Here is a 19,503-nt window from a genome sequence, read left to right on the forward strand (position 1 = left end):
CCCCCTTACAGAACAGTCGAGGCGTCCACCGCCCCGGTATTGATGTTGGCCAGCTGCAGCGCCTGGCGAATGCTTACGTCCAGCAGCACCTGGCCAGACCAGGCAACCAGCTCCGGCGGCTCGCCCAGCAGGGCCAGCAGGACATCCCTGGCCACCTCGCTGGCCTTATCCGGCCTCGGGTCGGTGTGCTGGAACTCACGCGCGATCGGCAGCCCATCGGCACCGACAACCGGCTCGCCGCCGGTGGTCACGGCGCGTGCCTTGCCGCGGAACAGGATCTGCCCGCCGAGCAGCATCCGCGTGCACACAACGGCCACCAGCTCTCCGGTGTCCAACTCGACCGCCGTCTCGCCCTCGGCAACCGGCACGCCCTCTCTCTTCACATAGCTCATCTCGGGACCTCCTCAAATGCAGGATTTCTGGATCCACCACTGCCGCCACCACCGCCGATTCCGCCCCCACCACTGCCAGAGGCACCTGCAGCCGGGAAGGTGATCTGGAGCGAGCTGATCGCCACGTTGCCGTTGGCGTTCGCGGTTTCCACGATGTTGGTGGTCAGCATCAGCTGACGGCTGCCGCCCACCAGCTGCGGATCGACGTAGTAGAGGTAGACGGTGACCTTCTGCCCGGCGGTGCCGGTCATGGTGGCGCTGCTGGCGGCATAGGACACCTGCACCGAGCCGATGATCAGCGTTCCTGCGGTCACGCTGACGGTGGCCACTGAGGCTCCCGTGGCGTCGCTGGAGGCGGCGAAGGTCACCGAGGTGGTCATGTCCCACATCGATTGCTGATTGCCGATGTTGGGCAGCGCAGCGGCGCCGATGCGGTTGGTGTCCGGGACGTCAACAGCAACATCCACCCAGGCCGATGCGCGGCCGTTGGTGCCAACCGAGCGCATCTGCATTTCGTAGGGCGTGCCACGCTGCAACTCGCGCACCACAAAAACAGTGCCCGCAACCTGGCTGCGGTACTGCCAGGCGGCGTCGGGGGCGCCGACTGCGCGGAATCGCAGTTCGTACGAGGCGATTGGAACCGACATTACAACGCCTCCGTCACTGTCGCGTAGCCGTGCCGCGGCGCCGTGCCGATGCGCACGACAGCGGTAGGAATACCCGCGTCGTCCACCTCGTCGTTGAGGGGCGACGACACAGCGACGGTCACCTGTGGCGCCGCCGGCAGGCCGTAGTTGCGCCCGCTGACCTCGCTGATGATCTCCGCCGGCGGGTTCTTCCAGTAGGGATCGACGCGGGCGTCGTAGGCCACGGCGGTGAACGAGGACGACAGGTCTTCGGAGTACCTCACCCCGGTGATGATCAGGGTGGTCATCTCGATCCCGCGCTCGCCCAGCACCACCCGATCACCGGCAGCCGTACCGGCCGGCCTGCTCTCCAGGTAGAACGTATCGGTGAACGCGCTGTGCGGCCTGCAGTTCACCTTGCGCTTGCCGCCGCTGGCCGTGCGGGTCTGGATGCCGTAGAGCTTGGCGGGGTCGCTGTAGATCTCCGTGTCGAGCTTCAGGGTGGCGCCCTCGGCCCCGACGGGGGTTCCGGTGGTCAAGCTGACCACTCGCCCCCACCCTGTGCCCCACTCGGCCACGTCATGCGCGACGTCCACCACGTCCCCACGGACGATTCCCAGCCCAGAGATGTCGGTGGTGAAGCTGTAGACGGTGCTGCGGTAGAGGCCCTGAGCGAGGTGGTAGCGCGCTAGGCGCCATGCCTGCTGGGGCAGCATGGCCTGCTCCAGCTGGAACGTCTCGAACAGCGTGGCAGCCGGATCGGTCGAGGCCTGGCCACGTGCATCGCGCCCGCGGTAGCTGTAGCCGTCCTGCACCACGATGATCTCGTCGTCCTGCCAATCCGCCTGCGGGTTCTTGAACTGCACCCGCAGCGCATGGGGCACCTTGATGAACTGCCGGCTGGCGCTGAATTCCTTGATGTCCAGAGGCGACAGCTCCGCGGTTGCCTCGCTGACGTTCCGGTCGAACACCACGCAGTAGCGGCCGTCCCGGTTGCCGATGTCGCCCAGAGCGGTGCCCAGCACCTTGCTCAGCAGATCCCTCGCGGTCAGCTGGGCATCCACCACCATTCGGCACTCCAGCTCGTTGGCATCGCAGAAGGCTGCGAAGTCGGCGAAGGAGTTGAGGTCGATGCGCGACGCCGGCACGTGCTCGGCCAGTGCCGGGCTCTGGGTCATCAGCCAGTAGGCCACCCACGCCGGGTTGCGCGACATCTGGTTCGCCCAGCTGTTCGAGCTGCGCCGGTAAACCGGGATGTGCGGCTGGGCCAGCACGCTGAACGACTGCAGCGTCCCGGACAGCTGATCGGTGCCCTTCACCCGAACGTTGAGCTTCAGGGTGCCGGTCGTGCTGGGGTTGGTGTAGCGAATGCTGCGGAACGAGGTCCAGATCGCCCCGTCGGCCCACGTCCGGTTGGTCTGGTTCTTCCGCGCCACCCGCGTGACCCGCACTTCGTACTGGCCATTGGCCACATCCCAGGCGATGCCCGAGGCGAATGGATCACGGACCTGGTCCCAGGTCAGGAAGAGGCCTGGGGCCGGCGCCGTGGTCGGGTACTCGCTCGCACCGGGCGTCCAGCTGCTGACCAGCTTCGACAGCCGCGGTGTCGGCGGAGGCAGCCAGGCCGTCGTGCCCACAGCGCGGTACTCCACCCGCCACAGCACCCACATGGGCCAGCCCTTGTCCAACGAGTCGCCGAACACCTTCAGACCATTGGAGAACAGCAGGTCCAGGCTGATGGCATCCACGCCGGGAGCAGTCGTGCGCGTCACCTGGTCGCCCTCGCTGTTCATCGTCGCGTTGACGGCCTGCTCATCGATGTCATTGGTGTAGAGCGTGGCCGCAGCGGAGCCCGGCCAGTTCAGCTCCCACCAGAACGCGTTGAAGCTCTCCACCGGGGTGTCACCGATGCGCATGTCGGACACGGTGATGACGCCGAAGCCCAGGTCGAACATGCAGCACTGGTAGGCGGTGTAGCCGACCACGTCGGTGTAGGGCATGGCCGCATGCGGCGGGAACAGGCGGTGCTCGCCCAGCACCAGCGGAATGACCCCGTACGGATTGATCTGGTTGGAGTTGCCGGTCAGTGCGTTCCACGCCTTCTGCGTCTCCGATCCGCCGCCGGCGGCGGTCGGGACGGACACGAGCGAGTTCACCGCCAGCGAAGCGGCAAGGGTGATGCCCGAGGCGATCGCGTTGCCGGCTGCCGCGCTCCAGCCCGCGCCCTTTGCCAGCGCGGCACCCCAGCCGGGTGCGAAGTACGCCACCACGATCATCGCCACCGCGGCCAGGATCTGCCGCGCACCGCCCTTGGCCAGACCCTGCCGCAGAACATCCACACGGACACCGGCCTTTGGCCTCAGCCGCGCCCAGGCGTCGCGGGGCACCTGGTAACCACCCACGCGCACCACGATGTCGGCGGAGATCTCCGCGCCGCCGGCGGCATCCCTGAGCATCTGCAGCAGCGTCTGCCCGGGCTGGGCATAGACCACGCCTCGCGCATCGAACTCGTGCCCCCGCAGGTGCAGCGGAACTTCATTCATCTTTCTTCCCCATGTAGCGATAGAAGCCGGCGATGCGCGCCTCCCACATGGGAGAGCCCAGCCGCTCGATGCGGCTGGTGCGGCCCAGCTCGACGTGCAGGAAATCGCCGCTGCCCATGCACACGCCGACGTGCCACGGCCTGCCCGCGCTGTTGAACACCACCACGTCGAAGCGCTCCGGCATCTCGACCTCGGCCCAGCCAGTTGCATCGGTCGGTGCCGACACATCAGGCATGGGGATTCCCTGCTCGGCCAGAACCATGCGGGCGAATTCGCGGCAGAACTTGTCGCCCTTGTACGGGATGCCGATCCACTTCCTCATACGAACAGCCCGGGCGAATTGGATGGCGTGTAGGTCTGAGCGGGCACGCCTTGGTTGAGGAAGTCTTCCTGGTAGCCGATCTGCACGCTCAGCTCCATGATGTCGAAGTCCACCTGCAGCACGGTGAAGTTGAACGGCCCCATCTCCACTGTGCTGGGCTGGCTCGCCAGCACGGCCTCCAGACGGACCTGCGGGCGCGGTCCCTGCAGCGCCTTGATCTGCCGGGTGATGTCACGGTCGACGTTGTCGATGCGCAGCGACACGTTCGGGGTCGCATCGTCCGTGTCGTCGGGAAACGATGCCTCGAACGGGTACGGCTGCCAGACGGTACTTCCCCGTGCCACGGGCTCGGTGTTGTTGACGATCCGGATCGTCTGCAGGTCCGGGTGGGTGATGGTCAGCAGGCACAGCCAGGTTTCGGCCGTGTCTTCTGCCAGGATTGATCTGGCGGCAGCAGCTGAGAGGACTCGGGGCATCAGGTCGTCGGCCAGTTGTTGGAGTCGTAGAAGTCGAGCAGGAACTGCCCTTCATAGCTGGCAACAATCAGGAAATTGACCTCCACTCGCCACATGTCCTCCCACTTGGCGTAGCTCGGGCGAGCCATGAACTTGTAGGTGGCGTAGTGCTGACCATCACCAGACCACCGCCAATCCCACCAGTAGAAGGGAAGCACCCGCCGGGCGCTGATGTTGTAGAAATCCATCAGCGTCTTGAGCTGCGCCGGCTCGAGATACAGCTGGCAGCGGAAGGTTTCGAGGGAATTGGTTCGGGCCGGGCGCGTCTTTGTCCCTGCCCCCATCGTGGAACGCAACACGTCCTCGCCGTAGGGCGCGAATTCCAGGCTGTCGTTGGACGGGTCAGGGATGCTCGACGGCATGTAGAGATCAACCACCTCTGTTCCCCCGGTAGGTGAGCCCGTATCGGCTGCGGAAATCGTTGTCGAAGGATCCGCCGCGGATTTCGCCACGCATCAGCTCGCGCAGAGATACCTTGATGTCCACGCCGCCGGAGCCATCGAACTCCGCCTGGACAGCACCGGAGTCATTCTTGACGCCATCGATGTAGACGCTCACATCCCCTCGGGCCGCAGTCCCGCTGCCGCCGCGCATGGAGGCGTCGTAGGCGGCCGTCTGGCGCCGGGACAGAACCCGCTCGCCGGTCTGCAGGACGGTGAGGCGCTCATCGGCACGCAGACCATGCTGGCCGCCGGTATGGAAGCGTGGGGCGGCGCCCAATGCGATCGGGCTGATCGGCAAGCTGACGCGCGGGCCACCGGTACCCACTCGACCGCCCGTGTGCCTCTTTCCGGCAACTACGGTTGATGTGCCTTGTGCGCTGCCGGACGCACCCTGCCCCCACGAACCGAACAAGGCGGAAATGCCCCTCAACGCTGCTTCCTGCGCGACCATCCGGGCGACACCAGCCACGAAGCTCTTGACCATGTCGCTGAACGACTCATTGAAAGACTTCGTGCCGGTGGTCAGGTCCGCCAGGAAGTCCCCAAACGCGCTGCCCGCGGTGTCCTCGATCTTCTGGCGCCAGATCTGCTGGGACGCGGCAATGGTGCCGATCTGCGTATCGATCTCCTGCAGCCCGGCTAGAGCGGCGGTGTGCTCTGGCGAGCCTTGCGCGTAGCCGGCCATGGCATCGACGGCAGCAACCCGAAGCGCCTGGAGATCTGCCAGGGCCTTGGCACGGGCTTGGGCGAGCTGTTCCTCACCCTCGCCATAGCCCAACATCCGGCCGCCGACCTGAGCTCCGATAGCCGTCTCACGCCCTTGCAGCTGGGAGGTGATACGCCCCATCGCCTCGCGCAGTTCATCGGTCTTGGACTTTGCCACCAGGCGATCGATCAGGCTGCGCACCAACGCCTCGCCGGTCTTATCGCCCTCTGCGCGAAGCCGCTCCAGCAGGCCTTTGTACTGCGCCTCCAGCTGCCGCCTCTCGGCCGCGCCCGTTTCGCCGTCCAGCTCAAGCAGCCGGCCCTTCACCTCGCCCAGCGATTTCGCAAGCCCTTCCTCGGCCTTCTGCTGATCCTGCGCCGCCTGCACAGCAAGCTCGGCCCGGTCGCGCTGCAGCTTGACAATCTGCTCCTCGCTACGCCTCCGCGCAGCCGCATCTGTCGCAAGGGCTTGCTCGCTTTTTGCTTGCTCGAGCTCCAGATCGATAGCCCGCTGCTGCAGGGCAAGGCGCTTGGAGAAGTAGTCCGCGATGGACACGCCATTCGCCTCGTACAGGCGATCAAGCTCCGCCAGCGAACGGCGTACCGCGTCAAGCATGGTTGCGTTGGACTTGGCAATGGCGGTAGCACCGCCCTCCGCCCCCTCCACCACCGGCTTGAGGATCTGGTCAATGCCGGTGGTCATGATGTCGAACAGAGCCGCATCGATCTCATCGAGGCTCTTCTGCGCCACATCGGCCATGGCCTTCGCACGCGTCACACGGGGATCGTTCTCACCGAGCGATACCCGCGCTCCACCAAGCGGTCCGCCGCCACCCGCAGCGAACCCGGTAGCTTGCGATTCGTACCGCGCGGCCTCCAAGTGGGCCTTCGCAGCGCGCAGGGTCTCAATGGCCTCGTTCCGCTTTGCTGCAGCGAGCTCGAAAGCCGCGTCGCGCGACTGCTTGCTCAGATCCTTAACCTGCTTGAGGACACGCGCGTGCTCCTCCGCTGCCTCCTTCGCGTCCTGGGTGCGCTGATACAGGTAGTAGAGCGCGGTCGTCAGTGCAGTGATCGCAAGCGTAACTGGACCACCAACCGTAGCCAGTGCCGCCTTGAGACCTTGTGCGGCCGTAGTCGATGCGAACAGACCGGCCCGCAGGCTCACCAGCCAGCCGATAGCGATTCGGACCCCCGCAATGAGCGCGGGCACCGCGCGCCCGGCGAGCGTGGTGCCTACCGCCACGGCAAGCAAATCAGCGTGCCTTACCACCTCGACAAACGTACTGATGATTCGACGCAGGTAGCCAACACCATCCTGCGCCATGAACTTGGCGAACGCCGCGACCGCGCCAAGCACGCCAGTCGCGATCTGCGAAAACGCCGCCTTGATCTCCGGCCCTGCCAGCGCCTGGGCAAGCTCGTTGAGCGCTTGGGTTACCCCACTGAGGTTGGCGCTTCCAGAACCGTCCAGGAGGTCACGCAGCGAGTTTCCAACAGCGGTCAGGGCGCCACCAAAGGTGTTCCTGGCCGCCGCAGCGGCACCGGCATAGCTCTCGGCCATCGCGTCCAGGACGATCTGCTGAGCCTCCGCAGTCCGACCGGTGGCCTCCATTACCTTCATCTGCTGCTTTTGCTGCTCGGTGAATTTGAAGCCCTGTTTCGTCAGCGCTGTGACGCCCTGCGACGGCTTGTCCAACGCCTTACCGATCGTTTCAGCGGACTGCTCGATGTTTTCGCCCAGGCGAGCGGATTGATCGATGGCCATCTGCAGAGCTTGGGGAAACTGCTTGCCAACAATCCCGGTATAGGAGAGCAGCCGGGTCTGGGCCTTGACGATCTCACCAGCCGAATGCGTGGTGGCATCGGCCATGCCGTTGGCCATCTTCAGCAGCTGCTGCTCGGTGAATCCTGCCTGTTGCCCTGTCGACGCCAGAACCGCCCTCAGCTGGGCGACTTCGTTCGAAGCGTCACGGGTTTCGGTGATCAGCGCACTGAAGACACTGCCGACCGTCACACCAGCAAAGAGCCCACCGACCAGGTTGCGCAGCTGCCCAAAGCCATCCGTGATGCCCTTGAGGTCGATGGACTTAGCCGCCTCCTTCTTGAAGGCAGCCACCTCCGAACGCACCAACGCCAAGCCCTGCTTGATGTCGTTGATGTCGGCAGAAATGCGTACGCGGAGATTCGGGGCAGTCGTTGACATTTCAGTCCGTCAGCTTGTTCAGGTATGCCGTGTATTCGGTTGCATCGAACTGCGCGGCACGGAGGTTCATCAGCTCCTCGGCCAGCCAGCGGCGCCTCGCTTGGGCAGCCGCCTCGGTGAACGCCCTGAACTGCGCCAGGGTGTACCCCTTGATGCAGCCCAGGGCGTGACCGCTTTGGATCAGGAGCTGGATGGCGTCGGCCCAGCCCCACGAATCCGCGTGCGCAGGCCGGCCAGGAGCGGGCTGATCTGCCGAGTAAAAAAATCCCGGTTCACCTCCACCACCTTCAGGACGAGGCCGATGAACTCGGCCGCATCGCCCTTCTCCACGAACTTCACATCTCGACCCGCGCAGATTGCAGTCGCGGCGAAAATCGGCCCGGCGTGGTCAGCGATGAGATCCATCACCAGCTCGGGGCTGATTTCGATCTCCAAAGCGATATCTGCCGACCCGGCTGAGCGAAGAGCCGCCACCACCGGACGCAGCTCGCGGACCACCGAAGGGATGAGGCCAACGGCAAGCGGGGTGATCACCAGCACTTCGCCCTGGTACTGAACCGAGGTGCTGGCGGCTGCCAGCACCTCCATCTCGTCGGCGCGGCCGTCGCTCACGCGATCACCTCCTGCACCACTTCGAAGTACCGCGACAGGCCGGCGCCCTTGGTCGAGTCAGTCATCAGGGCACCGGTCACCTCGCCAGCGCCGTGTTCATCGCCGATGGCCGAGAACTGCGCCATCACACCACCCGACACGCGGTGCGCCAGGATGCGAACCGCCTTACCGCTCTGCGCCTCGTTGAGGCCCAGGAAGAGCAGCTGGTACTGCTTTGCCGCAGTGACGATGGGCTGGAGGACCGACTGCGCGCCGAACGCGTATGTGACCTTCAGGTTCGCGCCGCCTTCAACCGGATCCGCGATGGTGCTGTCGGCGGGGATGAACAGCGCGCCGTCCTGAAGGACATAGTCCTTGCCGGCTTCATAGCTGGTGGAACCGCTTGCCGGCTTGACCGCCGTGATGGTCTTCGCGATCCGCAGCAGCGGCACCAGGCCACCTTTGTAGCCGACCACGGCCTCATCCACGGCATTACCGGCGATCACGTTGGTGACGGTGCCGCGCATTGCACGTGCCAGGTTCTCAGGTGCGAAGTCGTGGAAGGTGTAGGACAGCTCGACACCGGTCAGCCGGTCCACGCGATTGCGCTCACCACCACCGGGCTGGGTGTGATCGGCGAGGGTGATGGCGTTGGTCTGGGGACTGAAGTTCAGTGCCGAGCAGTTCCCGACGTCAATGAACGGGCCCGGCACGCCGTACTCGCGTGCCAGCACCTTGCCGCTGCCCAGGTAGCTCTGGTCTTTCATGGTCATAGGTATTTCTCCGGGTAATGCCGCGGGGCGGCCGTCAACGAATAGGGATGGTCGAGGTGTAGCGGAGCAGTGCGCCGACCCAGTCGGCGCCAGCCGGCGCCCTCATGGGCTCCATCGACTGGTATTGCGGAGCGGTAAAGCCAGCCGGCCACGTGCTGGGCCGGCCATCGAGGCTCCGCTCGATGTCATCCACCACCTCATCCAGCCGGGCCTCTGCGGCGCTATGGGCGACCCGCTTCACCAGGACACCGATGGTGGTCAGACGGTGCGTTCTGGCCGTGGCCGGCTCCGGCGAGCGCTCCTGACGCTCGATGTAGACGGCCAAGCCATCGTCCACATACTCCGGATCAAGCTGGCCTGGTTCGAGCGTCACGACCAAGCCCACATCGGTCCAGTAGTCGGCGGCCTTCAATGCCTGTTCCAGATTCGCGGCGAACGCTTCGAGAAGCCTGCGGCGCGGCGTTGGGCTAGGCATTGGACACCGCCCAGCGGACCCGCGATCCGTCATCAGAGAGCTTGTCCTTCAGCCTGTAGCGATCACCATCCACCTCGACCAAGCCATCGCGCTCACCAACCACTTCCGCACGGAACAGGCTGATCACAACGTCACTGGCTGCCACCGGCATCAGGTCATCGCCGAAGGCCTGCGTGCCACGGTCGACCATCACGGAACAAGGGACGCCAGCGCCGCCCCCACGGGGCATGTAGACAGCATCAACGTCGGCGATCCCAGCGGCAGCGAACGCTGCCACCGCCTGCCGATCAAAGTCAGCCAGGAATGCTTTCTGGCTCATGAGCGCCCCCTGTACTTCGAGGTTTCCAAGGCCTTGGACAGTTCGCGATTGAAGTGGAACGGCATCAGCTTGTCCCACGCCCGCTGCGCCAAGCCGAAGATGTTGTAGCGGGGCGTGTAGTTGGCAGCTCGCGTGAAGATGAACACGCTACGGACCGCTGAACCCCACGCGGTCGCAATGCGCTCGTAGATGCCGGGACGGAGCTTCCCACGCTGCGCCTGCAGCGCGAAGTACTCGCCGCCCCGCTTGCGCTTGGATCTGCGCCGAGCCTTGCTGGTATCTGTCTGGTTCTGCAGCGCGTCCTGGCGAGCGCCCAGCTGGGAGAGAATCTGACTCACCTGGCGTGGGCGCACGTTGCCAAACTGGTCCAGATCCGCGCCGTCGCCGGCCACAGCGAACATGCCCGGGGGCATGGCGCCGCGCTGCTGCAGCAGAACCTCGAACCCCTTCTTTCGGCGCGTACCGCCATCCACCTGCGGCAGCAGGTACTTGGCAGGTGGCGTCCCGTTGCTGGCCTCATCTCGCAGATAGACCTCAGCGAAGAGCTTGGACTTCGTGGCCTTGCGGTACTGCGCGGCACGTTGCGTCATGCGCGTAGGCCGATCAAACACCCGCCCAGCCGTCGCCTCCCACTGCTGCCGGATGTCGAATGCCGTAGCGTTGCAGGCTTGCATCACAGCAAACGCCAGATTCTGCCGCTCAAGCTCGCTGAACTGGCGCCCCAGCATGTTGTCTGCGTCTACGGCGATCCTGATCTGGCTCATCATTCGACCCCGGCGCTACACAGTCGTGCATAGGCCTGCAGGGCCCTCACCTGGGCGTCGCACTGGGCGGCGGCGCCAACAGCTCGGCCCGCACTTTCGATTCGGTCGTCGGCTCGACCATCAGGCTGGCTGGCGGCAGCGGCGGCCGCGGACAGCTCTGCGGTGGCGACGGAAGCTTGCCAACGCTGGTGCAGGCGCTGGTTGCCAGCGAGAAGATCAGCGACAAGGCGATCAGATGCCGTCTGTGCATCGTTCTTTTCCTTTTCGTACTTGGAGGCCAGGGCATTCGCGGCGGCTGCGCTGCTGCGCTCTGCCTTCAGGGTTTCCGCCGCGGCATTGGCTTCGGCGCGGGCAGCGTCACGCTCAGCTTCCATAGCGTCACGGCTCGACGCGGCCTGGTCGGCCGCACGGTGTGCGATGGACACCGAGCCGCGCTGCCAGACGACGACGCCCAGCAGCAGGAGGATGGCGACGATGAGGGCGCGGATCATGCGGACACCACCGGGTCTTCGGGCGGGATGACTGCACCAAGGCCGCGCAGCGTGGATTCAAGCTGGCGAACGCGAATACGCAGCGCGCTTGCGTCCTCCTGCGCCTTGAGGCGCATCTGCATCTCGGCCTGCAGCCGCTCGTCCTGAGCAGTGACACGCTGCTCCAGAAACCCGATGCGCTCGGAAAGGCCCTTGATGAGATCGACGTTAGCGTCGGTTTCTGTGCGCTCCTTCCTGTGCGCGAGGAAAGCCGTCCACGTCTCGCGTAGCACCCACAGCGCTACCACGCTGCCCGCAGCCCACCAGGGTGCCGTGGCAGTGACACCGCCGCCGACCATCAGCGCAGCGCCTCTGCAACACCGGCATCGATCACATCCTGGCGCCAGTACATGCCCCCGTTCTCGTGCCTGGCAATAGCAGTAGCCAGACGGCTCAGGGTGACCGCGTTGTCCAGGCGGATGACTTCCGAGGGCGCGACGCCCACGGCAGTGGCAACCTGCTGTACATAGGCACCGGTATTGTTCTCCACCGGCGGGGCCCAGCGCCCGATAATCTCCTTAACCGTGCGCAGGCCATGCTTGCGCTGGTAGGTGAGCAACGTCTTCGCCAGGGCGCGGAACCCAGCCTGCGGGGTCAGGAAAACGCAGAAGCGCTGCTCACGGGCGATAGCCGCAGCGGACCGGTCCTCACCCTGCCACGGCGTGCCGGTGCGGTCGATGTTGCCAGGATTGTTGTTGCGTACGCCGCGCGGCGTGCTGGTGGTGCCCATGCGATCCCCCGTTGTCGCTGTGGAAGGACCGGCACCGCTCACGCCACCCGGGCGTATGTGAGCGGTGCCGGCCTGTTTGGTTACGCGCCTGCTGCGGCGGAGCCCGGCGTCAGCCGGACGAAAACGGTCAGGGCACCGGCCTCGGCCGGGTAGACAGCGAAGCCGATGTCGGCGACCTGGTCGGCACCGGCTGCAGCAGCGATCGCGTGATCGGCGGCGGTGTCCCAGTTGACGGCGGCACCGACACCGAACACGGCGGCCGGCAGCTTGGGAAGCTCGAACACGCCCTCGACATGCGTGGCGATGATCTCGCCGGCCTTGCCATCGGTAACGGCGACGGCAACCAGCTTGCCCTGTACCACCAGCTCGCCACTCTTGGTGTCAGCGGTCAGGGTCACGTCGAGGACGCGACCGTCCTGATGTGCGTTCTTCATAAATACTCTCCGGATGCGTGAAGGGGTTCAGGAAGCCGCCGCTATTGCGGCGATCTCCATGCCGGGCGATCAGACCTGGGCGGGTGCCGGGTTGCCGGGGTTCTTGTAGATGCCGCGGTAGTCGGCAATGGCCGGTGCCGCATCCAGGCGCACCTTCCAGGCCACGCCGTCGACGGTGAAACCCTGGTGCTGTTCCAGATACGGAGTCTGGTTACCGTCGAGATAGCCCACCACGATGCCGTCGACGTAGGCCGGGTTGGAGATGCCGTACCAGGCCTGGGCGCTCTTGGCGTCCAGACGACCGTCGTCCCAGACTTCGAAGGTTTCACGCACGATGTTAGGGTCGTTGCTGCCAACGCCCGCGCCCACGGCGAACTGGGCGGTGCGTACGGTCTTCGCCAAGCCGCTGAGGGCCACCGGCGTCAGCAGGCCACGCATCGGCACCTGGATGAGATTGCCATCAGCATCCTTCTGCAGGCGCATGGCGGCCTGCATCGCGCCGACGCTGGCGGTGCTGATCAACGCAGCCGGCAGCAGGTTGTTGTGGTCAGCATGAAAAAGGGTCTTCCCATCAGCCAGCTTGGGGTTGCTGTTGATCAGGTCGAACACCGCCTTGGCGAGCGTACGGCGTGCAGCCTGGCCCATCTTTCGCGGCACGTCGCCGAACACGCCCAGTTCATCGTTGATGATCGCCTGGCGGGTGATGGTGAACAGCTTGCCGTAGGTCACGATCTTCATGGCCTGCGACTGCTCGGAGAACGAGCCCTGCTTGTACTCGCCGCCCTCCGGGACGACATCCAGATCCGAGAAGGCACCCAGCCCCACCAGGTTGGTCGGCTTGAAGTCGCTCACGTTCACCGGACGGGTGTACTGGTCGAAGGTTTCCTCAACCTCCTGGTAGCCCTGCAGCAGCGCCCGGCGCGAGGCGTCGCCCAGCAGCTGCGGGAAATCCGAGCTGCTATGGGTGAACGCCATGCCCACCACTTCCAGGCGCTCCATCCCACGGGTGTCGACACCGGCCTGCTGGACACAAGCGCGAGCGATCTCCGTCAGGGACATGCCACGGAAGGCGTTACCGTCCGTCGCCTGGACCAGGCCGGCACGCGCCTGGATTGCATTGGACATGGCCGAGCGGGTCAGATCCCGCTGGTCGGTGCCAGCGGTAACAGCCGCGCCACCATTGAGCGGAGCAGCGTTGCTGCCCAGCAGTGCCAGAATGTGGCGGCCCACCGCATCGGCGGTGATGTTGGAGTCTGCCTGCGCCATCACGCCATCCACGTATTCACGCACCTGCGCGTTGCCCATGTGCGGCTGCGCGATGGCCTGGATCTGGGTGTTGCGCTCCCGCAGGGCGCCCAGAGCAGCCTGGACCGGATCGCCTGAAGCCGGCGCTGGAACGGGAGCTGCGGCGACAACCGGGGTAACGGGCGTGGCAGCGGTGGTTGCGACTGCCGGGCTCTGTCGACCGGCGTTCGCGAGGATGGCGCTGTACTGCTTCTTCATGGTTGGATCCTCGATATGGCCGATCACGGCCGACTGGCTGACCTCGGGAAGCGAGGCGAATATTTGCGGAGAGAGGCTGGCGACGATGCTTCGACGCAGCTGGGACAGAACGGGCGCGCCAGCACCCTCGATGGACTGCAGATAGCCGCTGATGGCGACGGTCGATGCCGACGACCACATGGCCGTGGCACCGGGGTCGGCGTCCACCACCAGGTCGGCCAGACCGGCATCGACGGCCTGCGGACCGGAGAACCAATGGTCGGCGTCGTCGGTAAGCAGTCGCTCCATCTCTTCACGTCGGCCAGAGCGCGCCGCGTAGGCCTCCAACATTGCCGACGCGTGCGCGTCCAACGCCTCTGCGTTCTGGCGGAATGCGGTAGCGCTGCCGGCAGCGACGGTACGTGGCGCATGAACCATGACCAGCGAGCTGGCATACACCCGCCGCTCATCGCCGGCCTGCAAAATCAGCGAGGCAATGGAAGCGGCCTGCCCTTCAACGGTGACGATCTTGTGCGCCGGGTGGGCCTCCAGCGCGTTGTGGATTGCCATGCCGTCAGCGACGACACCACCAACACTGTTTAGGCGCACGTGGATGGTGCCCGCAGTGATCTGGCCGATGCGCTCGACCAGGTCGGCAGCGGACACCGACTCTTCGAACAGATAGCCACCGATGGCGCCATAGATCATCACGTCGGCGACATCGGCCTCTGCCCGGACCTGATACAGGGCCGGGCCAAGCCCGCCTTCGGTTGCCGCGTCCGCGCGGATGGTGTTCTGGATCGCGCTGGCCAACAGGCGTGCACGCATGTCATTCGCTCCTGGAGAGATCGCGCGTCAGCTGGCCCAGAACCTGGGCACGCGCTTCTGCACTGGTGTTGGGCGCCGGGGGCGCAAGGGTCTGGGTCTGTTCCTGCCAGTCCTGACGCTGACGCAGGACCTCAGCGGGGTTATTGCCGTACTGAAGCGTGTTCTGCTGCGGCGACACCCAGCCGCGGTCCTCTGCCTCGCCGCGCGCGTAAGCCTCCTTCAACGGGTCAATCCACGGCATCACCGGGCGGACGTACGTAGAGGCGGCCAGGTTCCGCAGCGTCCAGCCACGCGGCAGGCGAACGCGGCCCGCGAGCACACACGCTTGGACGAATCGCACGCGCTGCGGTCGAACGCACAGGGCAATGAAGCGTTCGGCCAGCATCAGGTAGCTACCCCACTTCTCGACCAACTCCTGACGCTGTGCCGAATAGGTGCCGTTGTAGTCCAGCGACAAGCTGGAATAACTCACGCCGATTCCGCCGGCAGCGGCGCGCAACTGCTCCTTGCGCCAGGTCGCGGCGTTGGGATTCGGCCGGTCGGTGCCCAGGCTCTCAATCGACTCGCCAGGCAGCAGATCGTCGAAGATCGCACCGGGGGCGAGGCGCAGCTCACGGATCGGAACACCGTCCTGGAGGATCGCCTGCCCGCCTAGATCCGCACCATACTGCTCGCCGCCGCCCTTCTTGATCTGGAACGTCATCGACGCCGCCACCTTGGCAGCAATGCGTTCGGACTCTTCATAGTCCTTCACGTCCTCGAAGCGGGACATTGCGCTTGCAAACACGCTGAGCCCCCGCACCTGGTGCAGACGCTTCATCAGCGCGATGCAGTGCATGAACTCGGCCGAAACACGCTTGGTCTCCAGCCGAGTGCCCATCGGATCACCTGGATGACTCTTGTAGACGTGGAACGCGATAGGCCGGCCCCATGCGTTGCGCTCGACGCCTTGCAGGATGTTGCGCGCCGGATCGTTGAACTCCAGCGGAACCAGGTCGGCTTCCAACATCTCGAAGCTGTACGGCACCGCGGTGCCGTGCTCGAAGTATGGGACTGTGCCAATCAGGTCCTGGTAGAACGCATCACCGTCGCGGAACCAGCTGCGTGCCAGCAGCTGCTGGCACATTCCATAGTCGTGCGTCCGGGTGGCCTCAGGTGCGTCCCACCAATCGTCCCAGAGGTCGTCCAGCTGCAATGCCAGTTCGCGGTTGATCGGCTGCCCGGGGAGCCGAGGCGCAGAGAGCACGTCGATGCCTGCGCCAACTGTATTTTGGACCAGGACGTTCAGCGCGTTGTCCGCCAGATCTAGGTCACGTTCCAGATGGCGGGCCTGATCGCGGAGCTGGCGCGCATCCATGCCGGCGATGGTGTTGCCGCTGCCCCAGTCCCTCGCCAGCTTTCGGTTTCGCGACGGGCGCGTGACCTCGTGCGCTCGGCTGACTACCGGAGCCATCTGGGCCAGCGCCGACTGGATGGCGCGGTCGGCGCCGAGAGCGGCGCTCAATCGAGCCTTGGCGATCTGCGCGGAAGACATCAGGTCACACCACCGAAGTCGGCGTTGCCCCAGCGCGCTCGACGGGAAGCAGCTGCGCTGACCCGGAGAACAGCAGCCTGCCACTCTTTGCGACCGGAGCGGATTTCTGCGAGATCTGCACGGGTCAACTGGCGATCACCGAGACGGACGGTCTGGCCGCCAAGCACGGCGACCTCCGCGTCGATGTAGAAATCCAGCATTTCCTGAGCAGTCTTCATGACTACATAGGCTACGGATAGCGCTGTCCACGAACTCAATAAAATCGTGGACAGTGGCCTGCCTAACTAACTGATTACAAAGAAGCAGAAAACTAATTTGTCTCCACTTTCATTGAAACCGTGGACGCCCCCTGTTTTCCCTTTCTCGGAAGCCCCCCAGGGAATAGCTCATGAAGCTTTGATCTGGACACGTCAAAGTCTCGCATCACCTGTTTCACGGGAATCCCAGCCTCCAGGGAACGACGAATCTCCGTCAGGGGGTAGGTTCGAACTGCTGCAGGGAAGTAGGGCTGCTCGCCGGCAAAGCACTGCATCACCGATTCAACAAACGGCAGCGCCATGCGCTCACTGATACCAATGTCGGCCCGCATGGCGGCCAGTATCCGCTCCCTCAGCTCCTCGGCTGACTCTGTACGTTTTGCCATTACAGCGCCCACCCATCGCGCGCCAGCCCGCTGCTGCGCGGCCGGACCTGTTGCGTTCCACGCGAAACACTCTTCGCCTCGACCTCCGCAGGCGCTGCCTCTGTTTCACGGGAATCCGCGCTGCTCACGGTCAGCAGCAGGCGGGCCTCCAGAACATCCCAGTCCGCACGCGTATAGCGATGCAGGCGGACCTCCGGGTGGTGCGCGGCAGCATAGGCATACACCCAGGTATCCAGCGGCTCGTTACGTGTAACCCTCTTCTCGAATCGGTTCTTCACCGGGTTGTAGACCTCCGACACCAAACCGGGGAAGTACTCATCCGGCAACTCATCGCTGAAATGCACCAAGCGCGACTCAACGGCGCGCTCCGCATCGGCAGAGAGGCGGCTATACAGATAGTGCTTCGCAGCCACGGTGCCGACGTGGTGAATGGTGATGCCGCGCTTGTCCGTCTTGCCGTTCCAGGTCACGTCAGCCAGCTTGCCCTTCGATAGCACCGGGGCATTGTTCGGCACGGCGCCGAAGATACACATGGGTCTGGTGACACGCCGCTGGCGGACGTAGTTCTTAACCGCCTCCGTGCGGTGACCGCCGGCGTCAATAGCGACCGCCATCGGGCGCAGAAGAGCGCCGTCCGCACGCTCGATAGCGCGATTCAGGAGGTCCGTCAGCGCAACCCACACGGCATCCTCTGCGGGGTCACCCTGCAGTTCCACGTAGTCCAAGGTCCAGGCGGTCATGCCACGCCCCCAGCCGATGGTGTGCACTGCGAGGCGTCCGTCTTGGGTATCCACACCCACTGTGACAGCCAGCACGCCGAGCGGCGCCAGGCGCAGGGCATACGGCTCGGCACGATCCTTGATCACGTTGTGCTTGACCGCGCGCATCGACGGGTCTTCCCACGTCTCGGCGAGCCGGTCATTCACGAAGGTTTTGAGGGAGGCAGGGTCGCCCTGCGCGTCCAGCCACTCTTTCGCCAGATCCAGCCAGCGTGGCCCCAGGCCGAACTGGTAGTAAAGGCAATTGATGGTGTAGCCACGAATCGGCGAGTTGGGATTGGCCGCGACCCATCGCCCCTTGACGATCATGTCGGTCTTGAAATGTTCCTCGATGGCGACACCGCACTCGCAACAGGCGTACCACGCATGGCTCTTGTCGGGCGACCACACCAGGCCACTCCACTGCAGCGCCTGGTAATGGCCGCAGTGGGGGCACGGCACGTGATAGCGGCGCTGGTCGCTCTTTTCGTACAGCTTCGCTATCCGGCTAAGTCCGGCGATGCCCGGCGTGCTGATGTACTGGCGCTTGTAGGTGGTCGGGAAGGAGGACGTGCGGCCGTCCAGCATCTTCACCGGATCGTCGCCGGTGGAGAGCTGCTGCGGAGCCTCATCGATCTCATCCACCTGCAGGTACTTCACCGTCGAGGACTTCAGGCGCTGCGGGCTACCCATGTGCTCCACGAATAGCTGGCCGCCAGCGAAGTCCTTGAACGTGCGCTGGTTCGCGCTGTCACGGCTGGCGGTGCTGGTCAGCGCCTTCTTGACCGCTGCGCACACCTCGATCATCGGGTTGAGCTTCTGGGCGATCCACTTGTTCATGGATACCTCACCCGGCAGCGCATACATCATCGGGCCCGGCGCATAGTCCATCCAGTAGGCCATGGCATTGGTCGCCAGCTGACTCTTGCCGAACTGGATCGGGAACATGCAGACCTGGTCATGCACCGGGCTACGGGCGGACATGTTGTCCATCGGCTCACGCAGTGGCGGGTTGCGGTCCGTCACCCAGCGCCCGGGCTTGCTGCCGCTCTTGGTGGACAGACGCATGTGTTCGTCGCACCACTGCGAAACGCTCATGGGCCGCCGCGGCTGCAGCGAGCGCGCCAGCACCGACGCCAGGCAGCTCTGTGCCTCCATCATTCCGCAGCCTCCGCTGCCTTGGCCGCCAACGTGCGGAAGCCCTGGCTGAGTTCTTCCAGGGCGTGGCTCACCTCATCCCAGACCAGCCGCCGGCAGCCGGCCTCGTCCAGCGTTGCGGCGAGCTGCGGCGCCAGCGTGTCGGCCAGGCGCTCCATCGCACCCCGGAACGTCGTTGCATGCTCAGCGAGGAATGCCTCCACGTCCGCGCGCGGCAGCAGCAGCCCCAGCTCCTTCTGCAGCGCGATGTGCGCCATGTGCGCGTCGGTCTCTGCCTTGTCGGCCAGCGCCTTGGCCTTGCGCGCGGAATCCGGCGTCTGGGGGCGGCCCGGCCGTGCAGCCCTGGCATCGTCGTCGTCGCCGTCCTCTTCCTCATAATCGATGTCCGCCTCGACGGCACGGGCTCCCTCCCCACTCCCCACCAGCGAGCTGCCACGCTCATCCGCATGGCGCTGGGCGACACCGGCATAGACCGGGTCTGCGGTGCGAGCGTAGAGCTCCAGGGAGGCGGCCTTCAGGAATCCCTTGCTGCCCTCACCCACCACCACCCTGCCCTTCTTCCTCAGCTCTACCACGTAGGACGGCTTGCAGCCGATCAGCGAGGCCAGCTCTTTGCCAGTGATCGTCACGTCTTCCTCAGCCATTGATTCCCCCTACTCCATTTCCTTCGAAGATCGTTAAAGCGGAAAAACTCGCGCGCGCGAGCATGTGCGGGCTGTGCGGCGGCGTGTGCGG

The 19,503-nt window shown here is 65.1% G+C and carries 22 protein-coding genes; all 22 read right to left on the bottom strand.

Annotated elements, in window-relative coordinates; genetic code table 11:
* Positions 1 to 5 precede the first annotated feature (5 nt).
* Positions 6 to 392, bottom strand: a complete 387-nt coding sequence (locus tag C1926_RS13785; RefSeq protein WP_108759550.1) for a hypothetical protein — start codon at positions 390 to 392, stop codon at positions 6 to 8.
* A complete protein-coding gene (locus C1926_RS13790; protein WP_108759551.1) occupies positions 389 to 1,039 on the bottom strand; it encodes a hypothetical protein in 651 nt (216 codons plus the stop codon). Before C1926_RS13790 ends, C1926_RS13785 begins: the two co-directional genes overlap by 4 nt.
* A complete protein-coding gene (locus tag C1926_RS13795) occupies positions 1,039 to 3,561 on the bottom strand; it encodes a phage tail protein (protein ID WP_108759552.1) in 2,523 nt (840 codons plus the stop codon). The genes C1926_RS13790 and C1926_RS13795 overlap by 1 nt, the downstream gene beginning before the upstream one ends.
* Positions 3,554 to 3,883 (bottom strand): NlpC/P60 family protein, encoded by a 330-nt coding sequence (locus tag C1926_RS13800; protein WP_108759553.1) that lies wholly within the window; start codon positions 3,881 to 3,883, stop codon positions 3,554 to 3,556. The genes C1926_RS13795 and C1926_RS13800 overlap by 8 nt, the downstream gene beginning before the upstream one ends.
* Complete coding sequence (locus tag C1926_RS13805) at positions 3,880 to 4,359, bottom strand: DUF1833 family protein (protein WP_108759554.1); 480 nt, start codon at positions 4,357 to 4,359, stop codon at positions 3,880 to 3,882. The genes C1926_RS13800 and C1926_RS13805 overlap by 4 nt, the downstream gene beginning before the upstream one ends.
* A complete protein-coding gene (locus C1926_RS13810; RefSeq protein ID WP_108759555.1) occupies positions 4,359 to 4,760 on the bottom strand; it encodes a hypothetical protein in 402 nt (133 codons plus the stop codon). The genes C1926_RS13805 and C1926_RS13810 overlap by 1 nt, the downstream gene beginning before the upstream one ends.
* Before the next feature lie 7 nt (positions 4,761 to 4,767).
* Positions 4,768 to 7,749, bottom strand: coding sequence for a phage tail length tape measure family protein (locus C1926_RS13815; RefSeq protein ID WP_108759556.1), 2,982 nt, complete (start codon positions 7,747 to 7,749; stop codon positions 4,768 to 4,770).
* Between the two features lie 180 nt (positions 7,750 to 7,929).
* Complete coding sequence (locus C1926_RS13820; protein ID WP_108759557.1) at positions 7,930 to 8,361, bottom strand: hypothetical protein; 432 nt, start codon at positions 8,359 to 8,361, stop codon at positions 7,930 to 7,932.
* Entirely contained in the window at positions 8,358 to 9,107 is a 750-nt protein-coding gene (locus C1926_RS13825; protein WP_254057266.1) for a hypothetical protein, read from the bottom strand. The genes C1926_RS13820 and C1926_RS13825 overlap by 4 nt, the downstream gene beginning before the upstream one ends.
* A gap of 40 nt (positions 9,108 to 9,147) precedes the next feature.
* A complete protein-coding gene (locus C1926_RS13830; RefSeq protein WP_108759559.1) occupies positions 9,148 to 9,525 on the bottom strand; it encodes a hypothetical protein in 378 nt (125 codons plus the stop codon).
* Positions 9,526 to 9,580: 55 nt separating this feature from the next.
* Positions 9,581 to 9,907 (bottom strand): hypothetical protein, encoded by a 327-nt coding sequence (locus tag C1926_RS21515; protein WP_159095106.1) that lies wholly within the window; start codon positions 9,905 to 9,907, stop codon positions 9,581 to 9,583.
* On the bottom strand, positions 9,904 to 10,671 hold the full coding sequence (locus C1926_RS13840) for a hypothetical protein (RefSeq protein ID WP_108760704.1): 768 nt from the start codon (positions 10,669 to 10,671) through the stop codon (positions 9,904 to 9,906). The genes C1926_RS21515 and C1926_RS13840 overlap by 4 nt, the downstream gene beginning before the upstream one ends.
* A complete protein-coding gene (locus tag C1926_RS13845; RefSeq protein WP_108759561.1) occupies positions 10,671 to 11,162 on the bottom strand; it encodes an endopeptidase in 492 nt (163 codons plus the stop codon). Before C1926_RS13845 ends, C1926_RS13840 begins: the two co-directional genes overlap by 1 nt.
* A complete protein-coding gene (locus C1926_RS13850) occupies positions 11,159 to 11,500 on the bottom strand; it encodes a hypothetical protein (RefSeq protein WP_108759562.1) in 342 nt (113 codons plus the stop codon). The genes C1926_RS13845 and C1926_RS13850 overlap by 4 nt, the downstream gene beginning before the upstream one ends.
* A complete protein-coding gene (locus tag C1926_RS13855) occupies positions 11,500 to 11,931 on the bottom strand; it encodes a structural protein P5 (protein WP_108759563.1) in 432 nt (143 codons plus the stop codon). Before C1926_RS13855 ends, C1926_RS13850 begins: the two co-directional genes overlap by 1 nt.
* 80 nt (positions 11,932 to 12,011) lie before the next feature.
* Positions 12,012 to 12,365 (bottom strand): capsid cement protein, encoded by a 354-nt coding sequence (locus C1926_RS13860; RefSeq protein ID WP_108759564.1) that lies wholly within the window; start codon positions 12,363 to 12,365, stop codon positions 12,012 to 12,014.
* A gap of 69 nt (positions 12,366 to 12,434) precedes the next feature.
* Positions 12,435 to 14,675, bottom strand: coding sequence for a ClpP-like prohead protease/major capsid protein fusion protein (locus C1926_RS13865; protein WP_108759565.1), 2,241 nt, complete (start codon positions 14,673 to 14,675; stop codon positions 12,435 to 12,437).
* A gap of 1 nt (position 14,676) precedes the next feature.
* Positions 14,677 to 16,209: a phage portal protein gene (locus C1926_RS13870; protein WP_108759566.1), complete on the bottom strand. Its 1,533-nt coding sequence runs from the start codon at positions 16,207 to 16,209 to the stop codon at positions 14,677 to 14,679.
* Positions 16,209 to 16,427: a DUF6148 family protein gene (locus C1926_RS13875; protein WP_108759567.1), complete on the bottom strand. Its 219-nt coding sequence runs from the start codon at positions 16,425 to 16,427 to the stop codon at positions 16,209 to 16,211. The genes C1926_RS13870 and C1926_RS13875 overlap by 1 nt, the downstream gene beginning before the upstream one ends.
* A 92-nt stretch (positions 16,428 to 16,519) precedes the next feature.
* Entirely contained in the window at positions 16,520 to 16,852 is a 333-nt protein-coding gene (locus C1926_RS21720) for a hypothetical protein (RefSeq protein WP_108759568.1), read from the bottom strand.
* On the bottom strand, positions 16,852 to 18,771 hold the full coding sequence (locus C1926_RS13885; protein ID WP_108759569.1) for a phage terminase large subunit family protein: 1,920 nt from the start codon (positions 18,769 to 18,771) through the stop codon (positions 16,852 to 16,854). Before C1926_RS13885 ends, C1926_RS21720 begins: the two co-directional genes overlap by 1 nt.
* On the bottom strand, positions 18,768 to 19,412 hold the full coding sequence (locus tag C1926_RS13890) for a hypothetical protein (protein ID WP_108759570.1): 645 nt from the start codon (positions 19,410 to 19,412) through the stop codon (positions 18,768 to 18,770). The genes C1926_RS13885 and C1926_RS13890 overlap by 4 nt, the downstream gene beginning before the upstream one ends.
* Positions 19,413 to 19,503 lie beyond the last annotated feature (91 nt).

Origin of the sequence: Stenotrophomonas sp. ZAC14A_NAIMI4_1 (assembly GCF_003086915.1) — a bacterium.
Lineage (GTDB): Bacteria > Pseudomonadota > Gammaproteobacteria > Xanthomonadales > Xanthomonadaceae > Stenotrophomonas.